Source organism: Paenibacillus sp. JCM 9796 (assembly GCF_055379675.1).
This window is the reverse complement of record NZ_AP043723.1, coordinates 2,928,924-2,943,923: the sequence shown is the minus strand read 5'-3', so window position 1 is coordinate 2,943,923 and position 15,000 is coordinate 2,928,924. Positions and strand designations below refer to the sequence as shown.

Sequence of the window (15,000 nt, the reverse complement as noted above, 5' to 3'; positions counted from 1 at the left end):
AAGCACAGTCCTTCCACGGCCGCGATAAGCCGCAGCCCCCACATGCTCAAACGAGTACATCCAACAACCTAAGTCCGATAAGCGGCGTTAATCCGCACATAGTCGTACGTGAGGTCGCAGCCCCAGGCTGTCGCCGAGGCGTCGCCCATGTTCAGGTCGACGTAAATTTGGACGAGCTCGCCTTTGAGATACTCGGCCGCGCGCTCCTCATCGAATTTCACCGGGCGGGATTGCTCCAGCACCGGAATATCGCCGAGGCGGATATCGACCGTCTCGGTTTGGACGGGATAGCCCGCGCGCCCGACGGCTGCGATGATGCGGCCCCAGTTGGCATCCGCGCCAAAGCATGCCGATTTCACGAGGCTTGAGCCGATGACGGTCTTCGCGATGGCACGGGCCGCTTCACGGGATTCGGCATGCGCCACCGTCACTTCGATCAGCTTCGTTGCGCCTTCACCGTCGCGTGCGATCGCTTTGGCGAGGTATTCACCGACGTAGTTGAAGCCGGCGGCGAATGCCGCCCAGTCCGGATGGTCCGGCGTCAAGCTATCGTTGCCCGCCAAGCCGCTGGCCATCGCTACGACCATATCGTTCGTGCTCGTGTCCCCGTCGACCGTAATCATATTGAAGGTAGAATCCGTAATATCATTCAGCAGCTTCTGGAGATGCGCGCTTTCGATGTTCGCATCGGTCGTCATGAACCCCAGCATCGTCGCCATGTTCGGATGAATCATGCCCGAGCCCTTGGCCGCTCCGGCGATATGTACCGTTTGCCCGCCGACGGTGAGCTGCACGCACAATTCTTTCTTCACCAGATCCGTCGTCAAGATCGCTTGACAGAAATCGTCTCCGCCGTCAGCCTTCACCTGCGCCCGCAGCTTCTCGATGCCGCCCAGCACTTTGTCCATCGGCAGCAGCTCGCCGATGACGCCGGTCGACGTTACGCCGACCAGATGCTCGGCAACGCCGAACGCCTTCGCGCCCGCAGCCCGCATCGCCCGGGCGTCGTCTTCGCCCTGCTGGCCGGTGCACGCGTTCGCGTTCCCGCTATTGACCAGCATCGCTTGCAGCTTGCCTCCCTGCGCGATGCTCTCCTGCGTCACGCGCAGCGGAGCCGCTTGGAACTGGTTGAGCGTGTACACGCCCGCCGCGCTCGCCGGCACCTCGCAATAAATCGCGCCCAGATCATGGCGCTCCGTCTTTTTCAAACCGCAGTGCAGTCCGCCTGCTTGAAACCCTTTCGGTGTCGTCACCGAACCTTCAGGCACCACCACAAAATTATGTTGCGCTGTCGACATGTCCTTCCCCCGTCCTCCGCGTTTATGGATATACCGGGGTGAACGTCAGACCCGTCGTTTCATCCCAGCCCATCATCAAGTTCAAGTTTTGAATCGCCTGTCCGGCTGCCCCTTTAACCATGTTGTCTATGACGGAAATGATCGTCAAGCGACCTGTACGCGAATCGAGCGAAAGCCCGATATCACAATAGTTGGAGCCAAACACTTCTTTCGTCCCCGGGTACTTGCCCTTGTCGCGAATTCGCACGAACGAGCGTCCCTCGTAATAACTCCGGAACAAGTCGAAAATTTCGTCCTCGCTGCGCGCTTGCTTCAAGTTCACGTAGATCGTCGACATAATGCCGCGCGTCATCGGCACCAAATGCGTCGTGAACGTAATCGTCGCTTCTTCGCCGGCCAAACGTCCGATCGCTTGCTCGATTTCCGGCGTATGCTGATGACGGTTCACCTTATAAGCCAGAAAATTTTCATTAATTTCCGCGTAATGCACAACTTGGCTGAGTCCGCGCCCCGCGCCCGACACCCCCGACTTCGCGTCGACAATGATCGACTTCAAGTCAATCCAACGCTTGGCTGCAAGCGGAGCAAGCCCAAGAATGGTCGCCGTCGGGTAGCAACCCGGGTTGGAGATGAACTGCGCCCCGGGCACGTCTGCACCGAACAGCTCGCACAAGCCGTATACCGCTCTATCTAAATACGACGCTTCCGCCGGTTTATGCTTATACCATTGCTCGTACACCTGACCGTCCTTCAAACGGAAATCGCCCGACAAGTCGATGACCTTCAGCCCTGCATCCAGCAGCTTCGGCGACAAGTCGATGCTGACGCCGTGCGGCGTTGCGAGAAACACAACGTCTGCTTTACCGCGGATGAGCTCAATGTCGATACCGTCCAGGCGCTCGGTCACGATCTGATTCAAATGCGGATATCCGTCCGCAATCGGCGCCCCGGAGGCAGACGACGAGATCACGGAAGTGATTTCCACATAAGGATGCGCAAGTAAAAAGCGAATGAGTTCCACACCGCCGTAACCGGTCGAACCGACGATAGCCGCTCTTAATTTCGTAGACATAGCCGTCCCTCCACTTAAAAAACTATGTATTATTATACATTCGAAGGTATAAAAATTCAATTTCTTTTTTTCCAACTTTTTTCATCGTAACCCAATGTCCGGCAGGGCGCAAGCCACTCTTACCCATGGCCGCCTCATTCATTCGTTAAGCCTGCCCCGCGATTTTGAACCCTTCACCGAGCACTTCGTTTGTATCGCTCAAGATGACGAAGGCGCCGGGATCGACCGCCCGTACAAGCTCCTTCAACCGGGTCACTTCCGTTTGGCCGACAACGACCATAAGTACCGTACGCGCCTCCCCGGTGTATCCGCCGGTTGCATGCAATTTCGTCAAACCGCGGTCCAGCTCGTATAAAATCACCTCGCGAATGTCCTCGGCCGCCTCCGAAATAATAAACGCCACTTTCGAATAACTTAGCCCCAACTGCACGACATTGATCGTTTTGCTGGTGACGAACAAGCCAATTAACGCATACATCGCATTCTCCGGCGAAATGAAGATGCCTGCCGCGACGATGACCGCCCCGTCGAGCAGCGCCACGCACAGCCCGAATCCGATTCCCGTATACTTATGTAAAACTTGCGCCGCCACCGAAAAACCGCCCGTCGAGCCGCGTCCCCGATAAACAAGCCCAATGCCTACCCCGAGCAGAATCCCCCCATATATACTGGCCAGCAGCACATTGCTTGTGAGGGAAGGCACGTTCCGCGTGACAAGGACCAGCAGCGGCAGAAGGACGGAGCCGATTGCCGTTTTGATCCCGAAGTTTCGCCCCAGCAGCAGCACCCCTATAAGAAACAAGGGAATATTCAGTCCCCACTGCGTAAATGCCGGCTCGACGCCAAACAGCTTTTGGACGATAATGCTTATGCCCGTTACGCCGCCCGAAGCCAACTGATTGGGATAAAAAAACAGATTGAAGCTTAGAGCGATCATGGAAGAACCGATCGCCAGCAGCATAAATTCCCAAGCCCTCCGCCACCCGCCCCGAAGCGCTTGGCGTCCTTTACGGCGATTTCGCCGCAAACGATCCGCTCTGGGTCCGAGCGGTTGGGCTGGAGCCGCCTGTGCATCCGCTTCCAGCTCCGGATTGGCCGAGAGCTCTTCCCACGGCCGGTTGTTCGACTCGTCCTTCTTCGCTTTCTTGCTTTTCTTCCGTTCGCTTCGTTTTTCCAAGGTCGTCACCCCGTTCCACGCGAAAAATCCTACACGTCAGCATCCGCCCCGTCGGCTTTATCCTTCCTCGGAGGCCGGACGACATCGCCCATTCCAAGCGGTTGCTTTCATGTAGGATCAGCTGGGTATCCCGAAATTATGTTGCGCTTAGCTATCTTTCGAAGGTTTCGCGATCTGCTGGCGCAAGTAGGCGTCGATGAACATATCCAGCTCTCCGTCCATAACAGCGCCCACGTTGCCCGTCTCCGCTTGCGTCCGATGGTCTTTCACCATGCTGTACGGGTGGAAGACATACGAACGAATTTGGCTGCCCCACGCGATATCGGACACTTCGCCGCGAATCTCCGCAAGATGCTTTTGCTGCTCCTCGATCTTCTTCTCGTACAGCTTCGAGCGCAGCATCTTCATCGCGCGTTCGCGGTTCTTGATCTGCGAACGCTCCGTTTGGCAGCTGACGACGACCCCCGTCGGTATGTGCGTAATCCGCACCGCCGAATCGGTCGTGTTGATGTGCTGTCCGCCCGCACCGGAGGAACGGTACGTATCCACCTTAAGGTCCTCGGTTCGGATCTCGACCTCGACATCGTCGTCAATCTCCGGCATGACATCGCAGGACACGAACGACGTATGACGCCTGCCTGAAGCGTCGAACGGCGAAATCCTTACGAGCCTGTGCACGCCCTTCTCCGCCTTCAAGTAACCGTAGGCGTTGTAACCTTTAATCAGCAGCGTCACGCTCTTGACCCCCGCTTCATCACCGGGCAAATAATCAAGCACTTCCACCTTGAAGTCCCGCTTCTCCGCCCAGCGACGGTACATCCGCAGCAGCATCTCCGCCCAGTCCTGCGACTCGGTGCCACCCGCGCCCGGATGCAGCTCCAGAATCGCATCGAGCTTGTCGTAAGGCTGGCTCAGCAGCAGCTGCAGCTCGAACGCTTCAAGCTTCTTCACCAGCGCGGCGATTCCCGACGTGATGTCGCCAACCATGCTCTCATCCTGCTCTTCCTGCAGCAGCTCGACCAGCACTTCGAGATCCTCATATTCGCTGGCAAGCGCCTGGAACTGATCGACACCGCCCTTGACGGCGTTCATCTCGGCAATCAGCTTCTGCGCCTTTTCGTTGTCATCCCAGAAATCAGGCGCCGACATCTTCTCTTCGTAATCGGCAATTTGCTCCAGCTTCAGATCTAAGTCAAAGAGACCCCCTAAGCTCAGCCAATCGTTTGGCCGTTTCTTGTAAATCCCGCTTCACGTCTGCTTCTAACATATCTCATCGCACCTCTTATGCTTAATTTTGTTTGTCCTCGTGGAAAAAGGAGACCGGAGCCACGGCCCGACCTCCCCTTTCTATTCGCTGCATCAATCGCGGCTTATACGCCGTGACACTGCTTATATTTCTTCCCGCTGCCGCACGGACACAAATCGTTGCGGCCAATAACGTCCTTGTTGACGATCGGCTTCTTGACCGCAGGCTCGGCATTCGTCGCAATCTCATGCTCATCGATGACCGCTTCGCGTACCAGGTTCGTCTCCACGTGCGCCTTCATAACGTACGTCGCAACTTCTTCCTGGATGCTCTGAACCATCTCCTGGAACATCTCGTAGCCTTCGAACTGGTATTCACGCAGCGGGTCCGTACCGCCGTATGCACGGAGATGGATGCCTTGACGCAGTTGATCCATCGCATCAATATGGTCCATCCACTTGCTGTCTACGGCGCGAAGCACCACGACCTTCTCGAATTCACGGAAAAACTCCTCGCCGATCTGCTTCTCCCGCTCTTCATACAGACGCGTAACCAAATCCTTGATGTATTGAATAATATCTTCCTTCTCTTTGCCCCACAGCTCATCAGCCGTCAGTTGGCCTTCATGAAGGAACGTACCGTTGCCGAAGTCGACAATCGCTTGCAAATCCCACTCTTCCGGCACCAGATCGTCCGGGCAATGCGCTTCCACGATCCGGTCGATGACCGGCAGCATCATGCCGAGCACGATGTCGCGGATATTTTCCGATTCAATGACCTCGCGGCGCTGCTTGTAAATAATTTCCCGCTGCTGATTCATCACGTCGTCATACTGCAGGACCACTTTCCGCACATCGAAGTTGTTGCCTTCCACCCGCTTCTGCGCGGATTCGATCGCCCTGGAGATCAGCTTGCTCTCGATCGGCTGATCTTCCTCGAAGCCAAGGCGATCCATCATGCCCATGATGTTCTCGGCTCCGAAGCGGCGCATCAGCTCATCCTCCAGCGACAAGTAAAACTGGGAAGAACCCGGGTCGCCTTGCCGTCCGGCACGACCGCGCAGCTGGTTGTCGATCCGTCGGCTTTCATGACGTTCCGTACCTATAATATGCAGACCGCCGAGCTCCGCCACTCCTTCGCCGAGCGTGATGTCCGTACCGCGGCCGGCCATGTTGGTGGCGATCGTTACGGCGCCCGGTTGACCGGCGCGGGAGACGATCTCCGCTTCTTCAGCGTGATACTTGGCGTTCAAAACTTTATGCGGCACGCCTTTTTTCTTCAGCATCTCGGACAAGCGTTCGGAGTTCTCGATCGAAATCGTACCGACCAGCACCGGCTGCTTTTTTTTGTGACGTTCCACGATCTCGTTCACAACCGCACGAAATTTGCTGGCTACCGACTTGTATACAACGTCCGGCAAATCCTGACGGATCATCGGCCGGTTCGTCGGCACGACAATGACATCGAGGCCGTAAATTTTCTTCAGCTCTTCTTCTTCCGTCTTCGCCGTACCGGTCATCCCCGACAGCTTGCGGTACATCCGGAAGTAATTCTGCAGTGTGATCGTTGCCAGCGTCATCGACTCGTTCTGTACCTGCAGCTTCTCCTTCGCTTCGATCGCCTGATGCAAACCTTCGCTATAGCGACGGCCGACCATGAGGCGGCCTGTAAATTCGTCAACGATGACGATCTCGCCTTCCTGCACGACGTAATCGACGTCCAGCCGCATAATTGCGTGGGCTTTCAACGCTTGTTGAATATGGTGGTTCAAGGTTACATGCTCATGATCGAACAAGTTTTCGATGCCGAACGCTTTCTCCGCTTTCGCCACGCCTTCTTCGGTCAGCGACACACTGCGCAGCTTCACGTCGATGATATAATCCTCTTCTTCCTTCAGCTTGCTGACGAAGTGATCGGCCATGTAGTACAAGTCCGTCGACTTGGCGGCTTGTCCGGAAATAATGAGAGGTGTCCGGGCTTCGTCGACGAGGATCGAGTCCACCTCGTCAATGACCGCATAATAAAGCGGCCGCTGCACCATCTGCTCTTTATACACGACCATGTTGTCGCGCAAGTAGTCGAAGCCGAATTCATTGTTCGTTCCGTACGTAACGTCGCATGCATAAGCCTGCTGCTTTTCCGCATGCGAAAGCTGCGGCAGGTTAACCCCGACGGTCATCCCGAGAAATTCGTATATTTTGCCCATCTCGGCGCTATCGCGCGTCGCCAAGTAGTCATTGACGGTGACTACATGCACGCCTTTGCCCAGCAGGGCATTCAAATAAACCGGCAGGGTGCCTACCAGCGTTTTACCTTCCCCTGTCCGCATCTCCGCAATGCGCCCTTCGTGCAGCGTCATGCCCCCGATCAGCTGCACATCGTAATGACGCTTGCCGAGTACGCGTTTGGACGCCTCCCTAACAACGGCGAATGCCTCCGGCAGCAAGTCGTCGAGTTCCTCGCCCTTTTCCAGCCGTGCGCGAAACTCTACCGTTTTGTGCCGTAGCTCCTGGTCCGATAACACCTCAATGCTAGGCTCCAGCGAGTTGATATACTCAACGGCTTTCCACATCCGTTTCAATTCACGTTCATTCGAATCCCCAAAAATCTTCTTCACGAGTCCTAGCATGCTGCTAATCCCCTTCCTTTATCGAACCGTAATCCATAGACTAAATTGTAGCAGTTTGCGCCAGCCATCGCAACAAAACACTGGAATTAACACCATTGGATTAGTATCCCACATCCCGCCCAATTTACTTACGACGTCTTTATCTCCCAAGCATAGAACGGCTCTGAAAGTTCTGGCATGGAAGTACACCCTTTAAACGCATGCGGCCCGAAAAAGTTTCAGTACGCCTCGATGCTGGAGCTTCCCGAACTTTCCAAGATAAAAAAGAGCCCGCCTGAACGGGAGCGGCATCCAGAGATGCACGCTTCAGCGATCAGGCAAGCTCGGTTGTTTGCATGGGGTTAGAGCGGCATTAAAGCGCCGGTTCGATGAGCCCGTATTTGCCATCGTTGCGCTTGTACACAACATTGACTTGAGATGTGTCGGAATTTGCAAAAACAAAGAAATTATGGCCAACCATGTTCATTTGGAGAATCGCTTCGTCAATATCCATGGGCTTTAACGTAAACCTCTTCGTTCGGACAAGTTCGAATTCTTCCTCTTCATCAAGGACCGCCGCCGCACTCTGCTCGGAGCCGGAGCGGAACAGATCCTTCAGTCCTCCAGCTTGACGCACCTTGCGGTTCGCCTTCGTTTTCGCTTTGCGGATTTGACGTTCCAGCTTGTCAACGACCAGATCGACTGCCGCATACAGATCGGCGTGCTTCTCCTCCGCCCGCAGCATAAACCCGGTGAGCGGCACCGTGACCTCCACGGTTTGCATGCCTTTAACGACGCTTAACGTTACATGAACTTCAGATGTAGGGGGAGCTTCAATGTACCTTTCCAGCCTGCTCAGCTTTTTCTCAACATGGTCTCTTAATGCTTCCGTTACCTCGATGTTTTCACCACGAATGTTGAATTTCATGTACTACTCCTCCTTTCATTCCTACGCTATACTATATTCCCCTTCGCCTATTAAAAATCCTGCAAAATCTCGATTAAAGTTTACAAAATATTTAAATAATTTTATGTGCATACTAAAAGTATAAGTAAACCCCTTCATTAAAGCCCTTTCAAAAAAAAGAACACCCCGAATTTCTTCAGAGTGTTCTTCTTATCGCTGCTACATTCCCCCAAAACCATAACCATCTATGCTAGCGGCCTTGCGGACCGCGGATGATTACAACTTGACGACGTTAGCTGCTTGAGGACCACGTGCGCCCTCTACGATATCAAACTCAACGGATTGGCCTTCTTCCAATGTTTTGAATCCATCAGTTTGGATAGCGGAGAAGTGTACGAATACGTCGCCACCGTCTTCACGCTCGATGAAACCGTAACCTTTTTCTGCGTTGAACCATTTAACTTTACCTTGCATGCCAAACATTCCCTTCATCATCAAATAACTGCAAGCTTTAGCCTACATTTCGAATATATCACTCCCTCAACATCCATGTCAATCCAAGTTCCACCATGTTAGCAAAATATTTAGAAAATTCGTGTATTAACATGAGGTTAACAAATTTCTACAATTTATTCACAACGAAAAACCTTGTCCTGTCGCGGTTTTCCGACATTTTCCGCAAAGTTATCAACAGAGTTATGCACATTGTCCACAGGGGTCGGTGATTTGTTTTTTCTTACATCCATACGAACGATGACACGCAATTCGCGGTGCGACGCAATGCTGAAACCGTTTGTTCAATTAAAAAAACCAAGCCCCTTTACAAGGACTTGGTCTCCATACCCCATTAGCCGTTCTTACTTCCGCTTGTCCACAAACGCACTTTCCATCGAATAATTCGTTTCATACGCATTGCGTTGCAGTCGGGCGGCATCCATTTTCTTCAAGCCATCGCCGGCTTCTGATTTCAGCTTGTGCATCGCGGTTAAGAGCAATTCATCGTACCGAAGTATACGTTGAATTTGCTCTTTATGATCAGGACGCAGCTCTACACTATTTGTAATGCCTTGTATTTCATAAATAATTCTTCCCCGCTCCGTTACGAACGTATCAAACTCTTCTTCCGTTACCGAATCGAGCTTGACTATAAAGCCTTCGGTCAGCTGCTCGAGTTCCGTTAACAGCCTATCCATGAGTAATACCGGCTGCCTGGACGCTGGCAAGCTTGGCGGCTTGAACCCACGTTTCCTTTAATTCTACTAAGTATCCAAGCACTTCTTCCGCCGGCTCTGCAACTTTTTTAGTATTGGCTTCGATCAGCCGAAATACGAAGTAATCATAAAGTTTAACCAAATTTTCAGAGATCTCCATATTCGGGTTGGCTGTCATGGCCAATTCTCTCAAAATCTCTTGAGCTTTGCATAAATTATAGTTCACATCGTCGAACTTCCTCTGCTTAATGCCCTGGATGCCCAGACGACAAAACCGGATTGCGCCGTCGTATAACATGATGAGTAATTGTGCTGGGGTTGCCGTTTGTACAGCTGTCGCCAAATATTTATTCTGTGCTGGTATCATCGATGTTCCTCCCTAACAACTGGTTGGACCCTTGTATTTCATCTATTGGCTTAATTGGGATAAGTAACTGGACTGGGAATTATATTTATTAATAACGGCCTCCATGGCTGTAAACTTTCGATAATACATGTCTTCCTGATTTTTAATACGTTCATTGGCTACATCAATGTCCTTGTCCAATAAATACAGCTTTTTCCCGATGTAGCTTTGATCTTTGGCACCAGTATCAAAGCTGCCGGGACTCCCGGCTTTCTGGATCATTTCATTCAACGTAAGCTGCGCATGATCGTACAGCCTCTTGGCGATCCCGACATCGGATTGATCCGAATCGCCGTTTCCTGTTGCAGTAAACAAGGCCATGATAGCCTCCGGCTCTTTTTCAATCGCTTCTTTTAATTTACTTTCGTCTTTGATATACAGCTTTCCTCGTTCTATGTATTCTCCGGTCTCAATACCAATAGAAGCCAGTGTCTTATATTTCTTGCTTCCGGTTTCGACTTGAGAAAACACATCAAGCCGCATGGTGCTAACGGCTCTACTGAGGATATCATCGTTCTTGAGCATACCACTCTTGGCCTTTTCTTCCCATTGCGTGATATCCGATTCTTTCATGTCTTTCTTTTGGGTATCTGTGAGGGGTTGAAAGCTTTTATACCTGGCTTCATTAAGCTTATCGTTAAGCGTTTGTAAGATATCGTTGTAGTCTTTAACGAAAGCTTTCACTGTATCCATGATTTTATTCGTGTCGGTATCTACAGTTAATGTGGCAGGATTGCCGGGATCCTTCTTAAGTAATGTAACCTCTACCCCATTTACGGTTATCTTATTGCTTGCATAGGAGCCCTCGGGCATCCCGTTAATCGATACTTTGGCATTGACTGCAACTTTCTCATTCGGACCGCCCATGGCCACTTTCAGACTTTGGGTTAAAAAATTGCCCGAGAAGGTTATTCTCTCGCCAAGGTTAGTTCCTGGCGCTGCGCTATCTGAAGCAGGATCCGACGGGTTGTTAACAAGCCCCGTGTTTTTGGACACAAACGATACGAATCCTGTAGTGCTATCATAAAACGCATTGACATCCGTTGTTTTGTTGATTCGGTCGATGACATCATTCAGGGAGTCTTTCGTCGGATCGAACTTCACTTTCGTCCCGTTGATCGTAAACTCGTTGCCTCCCGGATCGAAAACGTCAAATTTCCCCACTTGGGTAGAGAGTGTCAAGGTGGGATCTATCTTTTGCCCCGTCTTCCGAATGTCGCCGGCGCTGTAATTGCTTGCAGCCGTCGCCATTTCCTTGACTTCAATTTTAAACGTTCCGTTCACGGCATTACCGGTAGCTTTCGCTGAAATAGCCGCAGCGTTACCGGCAACGTCTACCGTCTTGGCTGCAAAGGTTCCCTCCAGACGATAGCTGCTTAATTTATTATTCCTAAAATCGTAAATCTTCGTGTTCATGTCGCGGTATGCTTCCCGCTGCCACTGTATCGTTTGTTTGTTTTGATAAAGCTTATCTACGGAAGCCCGCTTCGCCTGCATCAATTGACTGATAAGGCCTTCCGTATCTATGCCGCTGGCCAGACCGGATACGCGATTGATCATGAGTCACACCTTCCTTCCTTGATTATCTCCGTTCATCTATCAATATACCGGCCATCTCCCAAACCTTGGCGATAAAATCCAGGTTTTTTTCAGGGGGGATCTCCCTCAATATCTTTCCGTTCTCTTTGTCAATCACCTTTACCATAATTCGCTTCGTTTGCTCGTGTACGGAAAAATCAAGCGATGTGGAATGGCCTTGCATGGCTTTTACCGCCCGGTCGATTGCTTTAATCAACTGTTCGTCGCTAACTGAAACATATTCTCCCCGTAACTCAGCTGATTTCAGATCTTTTGCGGATTGCAGGTTTACAGGCAATAATGACGCTTCGGCAGCGGCTGGCAAATCCGTTGATTTCACTCGGGCCTGCCCTTCCACCGATGTCCGTTCTCCTCCGTTGGAGGGCGTTCCGTTTATTGAAAAATTAGCGCTCATCAACATCCCCTCCCATTTCCGTTATACGGTTAGTATTTATATCGGAAACAATACGGATTTGTTTTAGAGCGATTTCGCATAATATTTTAGATTTGAACGTATTGTTGATATATTTTTTTGACCGCCCGCACCACATCTTCCACATCTTGACGTGTCATCTTGGGGAAGATGGGTAACGTAATCGCTTCTTGGTAGAAGGCCTCGGCTTCAGGACAATGCGTGGAGCTGTAGCCCATTCTTTGATAATAAGGCTGCTTATACACGGGAATGTAGTGCACATGCACGCCTATATTTTCCGCCCGGAGCGCCAGGAAGAGTTCTTGTCTGTCTACTTTAAAAGCCTCGCGCTCAAATCTAAGCATATAGAGATGCCAGCTTGAGTTCGCGAAAGCAGCCTGATAAGGAATTCGAATACCCGGCAAATTGGCAAAAGCTTCATGATAATAAGCGGCAATCTCCCTGCGCTTGCGTACAAATTCATCCAGCTTCTTCATTTGTGAGCTGCCTAAGGCTGCCTGAAGATCTGTTAAGCGATAGTGATATCCCAGTTCGTGCATTTCATAATACCAAGGCCCTTCATCCTGCGTTAATAAGGAAGGATCTTTCGTGATTCCATGACTCCGGAAGAGCTGAAGCTTTCGGTACAAATCCTCCCGGTCCGTCACAATGACTCCTCCCTCACCGGTTGTAACGTGTTTGACAGGGTGAAAGCTGAACATCGTCATATCCGCGAAAGAGCCGATTTTTCTGTTTTGATACTCAGCACCCAGCGAATGTGCCGCATCCTGGATGACCAAAAGCCCATGCTCCCGGGCTATATTCATAATGGCCTCAATCTCTACAGGCTGCCCTGTAAAGTCCACCGGAATAATCGCTTTGGTGCGAGGAGTAATTTTTCTCTTGATATCCTCAGGATCGATGTTATAGGTCGCCGGATCGATGTCTGCGAACACCGGAGTCCCGCCGCAATATAAGACGCAGTTGCTGCTGGCCACAAACGTAATCGGTGTGGTGATCACTTCGTCGCCGGTCCCTATGCCCGCCGCGAAGCACGCGCCATGCAGTGCCGCTGTACCGCTGGAAAAGGCAACGGCGTATCGGGCTCCTGCATACGATGCCACTTCTTTTTCAAATTCCGTGATGTAAGGGCCTTGCGTAATAAAAGGGCCGCGCAGCACGCTGACCACAGCATCGATATCCCGCTCATCGATCCACTGCTGTCCGTAAGCCAGCATGGTGGAGCGAACCGGTACACCCCCCTGTATCGCAAGCTTCTCCATGAATACATCCTCCCTCGATAAAATAAAGTCACCCGTTACATCAGGTGACTTGTTTGAATCCATTCCGCTGTTCTGCGGATGCCTTCTTCTAAGGAAACCTCCGGCTCCCAGCCTAACAGCTCTTTCGCTTTGTCATAGTTGCACAACAGCTTGGGAATCTCGCTTTGCGGATGAATATGCGTAACATGCTTGATTTTTCCATCGTCTTCTGCAATCAGCTTGGCCAGTTGGTTAATAGTGATATCTCTGCCTAAGCCTGCATTCACAATCTGCCCGTTCACCCGGCCTGAATATCCGGCCGCCACGACAAAACGCGCACAATCCTCCACATAAAGCAGGTCGCGGGTTTGCGTTCCATCTCCATAAATGTGCAGGTCTTTACCGGCCAATGTATTTTTGATGAAGATGGCTACTACGCCGCCTTCGCCGCCGGTTTTCTGGAACGGACCGTACGTATTGAAAGGGCGGATAACCACGGTTGGCAAATCATAAGCATGGTAATAGGAAAGAACCATGTTCTCCGCCGCGATTTTTGACCCTGCATAAGGCGAAGCAGGCTTGATTGGATGCTGCTCGGTAATCCCCTTATCATCCATGCAGCGATCGTATACCATGCAGGTGCTCATAAAGACAACTTTTACGGTGTGCTTCCGGCATTCTTCCAGCACATAGAAGGTTCCGACTGTATCGTTATTGAACGTAGTCTCCGGATCATCGATGGAATCTTGCACATTGATCGATGCACCCAGGTGATAGCAAACATCAAAGCGTCCTTCGGCAAAAAGCTTTTCGAGCAAGCCCCGATTTTTGATATCGCCTATAACAAACTGGACTAGCCCCGGATGTCCTTGAAACTCATCCAGGTTATCTTCGCGTCCGTTGGACAAATCGTCCAATACCGAAACCTGATGTCCGTCGTTCAATAATCGTTTAACGACCCACCGGCCGATAAATCCGGCGCCTCCTGTGACCAATACGTTCATCAGCTTTCCCTCTCTTCTTTTACCGTGTCACGCGATATTTAAAAGGCCCGAATTAATGGAGGCTCCTGATGCCCCAGTTCTCCGTCCAAATATTTGTCTACGATATCATTGTTAAAGGTATTGTAGATCAAGCGTAAATGCTGCGGTTTCCAGTCCTTTGATAAAAATAGCTTGCCGTTTGATCTTTGCGGTTCTTTAGGCAAGTCTGCTCCGCTTCTCAGCAGCCCGACCAGCTTCACGATATCGTCAGCCACTTGCCTCACAGCTTTACAGGCCACATCGTGAATTCCATCGCCTTGCGATAATTCAGGGACAGAGTGATGGACAATGTCCCCTCCATCCAAGCTGGAAGTGAGATAATGAACCGTCATGCCTGCCCAATTGGGCTGAAGAAAGTAAAAAGGCCAGAATAAAGTAATGCTGCCTCTATACCATGGGGATAACCCTCCATGAATATTCCAAGCATACGCCGGAAATTTGGCCAGCAGAGCGTCATCAATCTTGTGAACACCAAAGCTGATTACAATATCCGGTCCATTAGATTGTACCCAATCGGCTACCTTCTCGGAATTAAGTTCACCCGATGTCACATTCATCTGAGAAATATCGGTCCAATCCAATCCCTCTGCCTGTCCAAACCAACGTCTCTCTGCTGCTTCACGGTCGGAGAAGTGGCGTATAAAGTTGACCCGGTCTTGATCCGACAATCCCTCCGGCGGGGCAGGAACGAAGTCCTCCCGGTTTTCGATCAAAAGACCCTGCAGCATACCCGCTTCCTTCAGCTTTTGGGCTATATATAGATGTCTTGGATGCGAGCCG

14 protein-coding genes are annotated in these 15,000 nt (G+C 51.4%); all 14 read right to left on the bottom strand.

Going from position 1 to position 15,000, the window contains the following annotated elements; all coding sequences use genetic code 11:
* Positions 1 to 68 precede the first annotated feature (68 nt).
* The 14 genes from argJ to ACZ439_RS14145 all read right to left on the bottom strand — a co-directional run bounded on the left by argJ (position 69) and on the right by ACZ439_RS14145 (position 14,948).
* The gene (argJ, locus tag ACZ439_RS14210; protein ID WP_054797843.1) at positions 69 to 1,298 is read right to left on the bottom strand and encodes a bifunctional glutamate N-acetyltransferase/amino-acid acetyltransferase ArgJ; all 1,230 of its coding nucleotides are present in this window, start codon (positions 1,296 to 1,298) and stop codon (positions 69 to 71) included.
* 22 nt (positions 1,299 to 1,320) lie between these two features.
* Positions 1,321 to 2,370 (bottom strand): N-acetyl-gamma-glutamyl-phosphate reductase, encoded by a 1,050-nt coding sequence (gene argC / locus ACZ439_RS14205; protein WP_054797842.1) that lies wholly within the window; start codon positions 2,368 to 2,370, stop codon positions 1,321 to 1,323.
* 145 nt (positions 2,371 to 2,515) lie between these two features.
* Positions 2,516 to 3,397, bottom strand: coding sequence for a YitT family protein (locus ACZ439_RS14200; protein ID WP_230876240.1), 882 nt, complete (start codon positions 3,395 to 3,397; stop codon positions 2,516 to 2,518).
* 297 nt (positions 3,398 to 3,694) lie between these two features.
* Positions 3,695 to 4,814 (bottom strand): peptide chain release factor 2 gene (gene prfB, locus ACZ439_RS14195; RefSeq protein ID WP_141336200.1). Its coding sequence is split into 2 segments (ribosomal slippage): positions 3,695 to 4,741 and positions 4,743 to 4,814, totalling 1,119 coding nucleotides; the frame shifts between segments, so codons are not numbered across the junction.
* 103 nt (positions 4,815 to 4,917) lie between these two features.
* Complete coding sequence (gene secA / locus ACZ439_RS14190) at positions 4,918 to 7,422, bottom strand: preprotein translocase subunit SecA (protein ID WP_127608674.1); 2,505 nt, start codon at positions 7,420 to 7,422, stop codon at positions 4,918 to 4,920.
* Between the two features lie 352 nt (positions 7,423 to 7,774).
* Positions 7,775 to 8,329, bottom strand: a complete 555-nt coding sequence (gene hpf, locus ACZ439_RS14185) for a ribosome hibernation-promoting factor, HPF/YfiA family (RefSeq protein WP_054800137.1) — start codon at positions 8,327 to 8,329, stop codon at positions 7,775 to 7,777.
* 255 nt (positions 8,330 to 8,584) lie between these two features.
* A complete protein-coding gene (locus ACZ439_RS14180) occupies positions 8,585 to 8,782 on the bottom strand; it encodes a cold shock domain-containing protein (protein WP_010496818.1) in 198 nt (65 codons plus the stop codon).
* A gap of 383 nt (positions 8,783 to 9,165) precedes the next feature.
* Positions 9,166 to 9,501, bottom strand: coding sequence for a hypothetical protein (locus ACZ439_RS14175; protein WP_054797840.1), 336 nt, complete (start codon positions 9,499 to 9,501; stop codon positions 9,166 to 9,168).
* Complete coding sequence (fliS, locus tag ACZ439_RS14170; protein WP_464619809.1) at positions 9,494 to 9,886, bottom strand: flagellar export chaperone FliS; 393 nt, start codon at positions 9,884 to 9,886, stop codon at positions 9,494 to 9,496. The genes ACZ439_RS14175 and fliS overlap by 8 nt, the downstream gene beginning before the upstream one ends.
* Positions 9,887 to 9,928: 42 nt before the next feature.
* Complete coding sequence (fliD, locus tag ACZ439_RS14165; RefSeq protein WP_464621132.1) at positions 9,929 to 11,422, bottom strand: flagellar filament capping protein FliD; 1,494 nt, start codon at positions 11,420 to 11,422, stop codon at positions 9,929 to 9,931.
* Between the two features lie 85 nt (positions 11,423 to 11,507).
* The gene (locus tag ACZ439_RS14160; protein ID WP_127610380.1) at positions 11,508 to 11,918 is read right to left on the bottom strand and encodes a flagellar protein FlaG; all 411 of its coding nucleotides are present in this window, start codon (positions 11,916 to 11,918) and stop codon (positions 11,508 to 11,510) included.
* Positions 11,919 to 12,004: 86 nt separating this feature from the next.
* The gene (gene pseC / locus ACZ439_RS14155) at positions 12,005 to 13,198 is read right to left on the bottom strand and encodes a UDP-4-amino-4,6-dideoxy-N-acetyl-beta-L-altrosamine transaminase (protein ID WP_464619808.1); all 1,194 of its coding nucleotides are present in this window, start codon (positions 13,196 to 13,198) and stop codon (positions 12,005 to 12,007) included.
* 35 nt (positions 13,199 to 13,233) lie between these two features.
* Complete coding sequence (locus ACZ439_RS14150) at positions 13,234 to 14,181, bottom strand: dTDP-glucose 4,6-dehydratase (RefSeq protein WP_054797836.1); 948 nt, start codon at positions 14,179 to 14,181, stop codon at positions 13,234 to 13,236.
* Between the two features lie 38 nt (positions 14,182 to 14,219).
* Positions 14,220 to 14,948: a formyltransferase family protein gene (locus ACZ439_RS14145; RefSeq protein ID WP_464619807.1), complete on the bottom strand. Its 729-nt coding sequence runs from the start codon at positions 14,946 to 14,948 to the stop codon at positions 14,220 to 14,222.
* Positions 14,949 to 15,000 lie beyond the last annotated feature (52 nt).

What these genes read in the sequence shown, in the direction of transcription:
- argJ (WP_054797843.1), bottom strand. Translation starts at nt 1,298, where the DNA reads ATGTCGACAGCGCAACATAATTTTGTGGTGGTGCCTGAAGGTTCGGTG.
- argC (WP_054797842.1), bottom strand. Translation starts at nt 2,370, where the DNA reads ATGTCTACGAAATTAAGAGCGGCTATCGTCGGTTCGACCGGTTACGGC.
- secA (WP_127608674.1), bottom strand. Translation starts at nt 7,422, where the DNA reads ATGCTAGGACTCGTGAAGAAGATTTTTGGGGATTCGAATGAACGTGAA.
- hpf (WP_054800137.1), bottom strand. Translation starts at nt 8,329, where the DNA reads ATGAAATTCAACATTCGTGGTGAAAACATCGAGGTAACGGAAGCATTA.
- ACZ439_RS14180 (WP_010496818.1), bottom strand. Translation starts at nt 8,782, where the DNA reads ATGCAAGGTAAAGTTAAATGGTTCAACGCAGAAAAAGGTTACGGTTTC.
- ACZ439_RS14175 (WP_054797840.1), bottom strand. Translation starts at nt 9,501, where the DNA reads ATGGATAGGCTGTTAACGGAACTCGAGCAGCTGACCGAAGGCTTTATA.
- fliS (WP_464619809.1), bottom strand. Translation starts at nt 9,886, where the DNA reads ATGATACCAGCACAGAATAAATATTTGGCGACAGCTGTACAAACGGCA.
- fliD (WP_464621132.1), bottom strand. Translation starts at nt 11,422, where the DNA reads ATGCAGGCGAAGCGGGCTTCCGTAGATAAGCTTTATCAAAACAAACAA.
- ACZ439_RS14160 (WP_127610380.1), bottom strand. Translation starts at nt 11,918, where the DNA reads ATGAGCGCTAATTTTTCAATAAACGGAACGCCCTCCAACGGAGGAGAA.
- pseC (WP_464619808.1), bottom strand. Translation starts at nt 13,198, where the DNA reads ATGGAGAAGCTTGCGATACAGGGGGGTGTACCGGTTCGCTCCACCATG.
- ACZ439_RS14150 (WP_054797836.1), bottom strand. Translation starts at nt 14,181, where the DNA reads ATGAACGTATTGGTCACAGGAGGCGCCGGATTTATCGGCCGGTGGGTC.
- ACZ439_RS14145 (WP_464619807.1), bottom strand. Translation starts at nt 14,948, where the DNA reads ATGCTGCAGGGTCTTTTGATCGAAAACCGGGAGGACTTCGTTCCTGCC.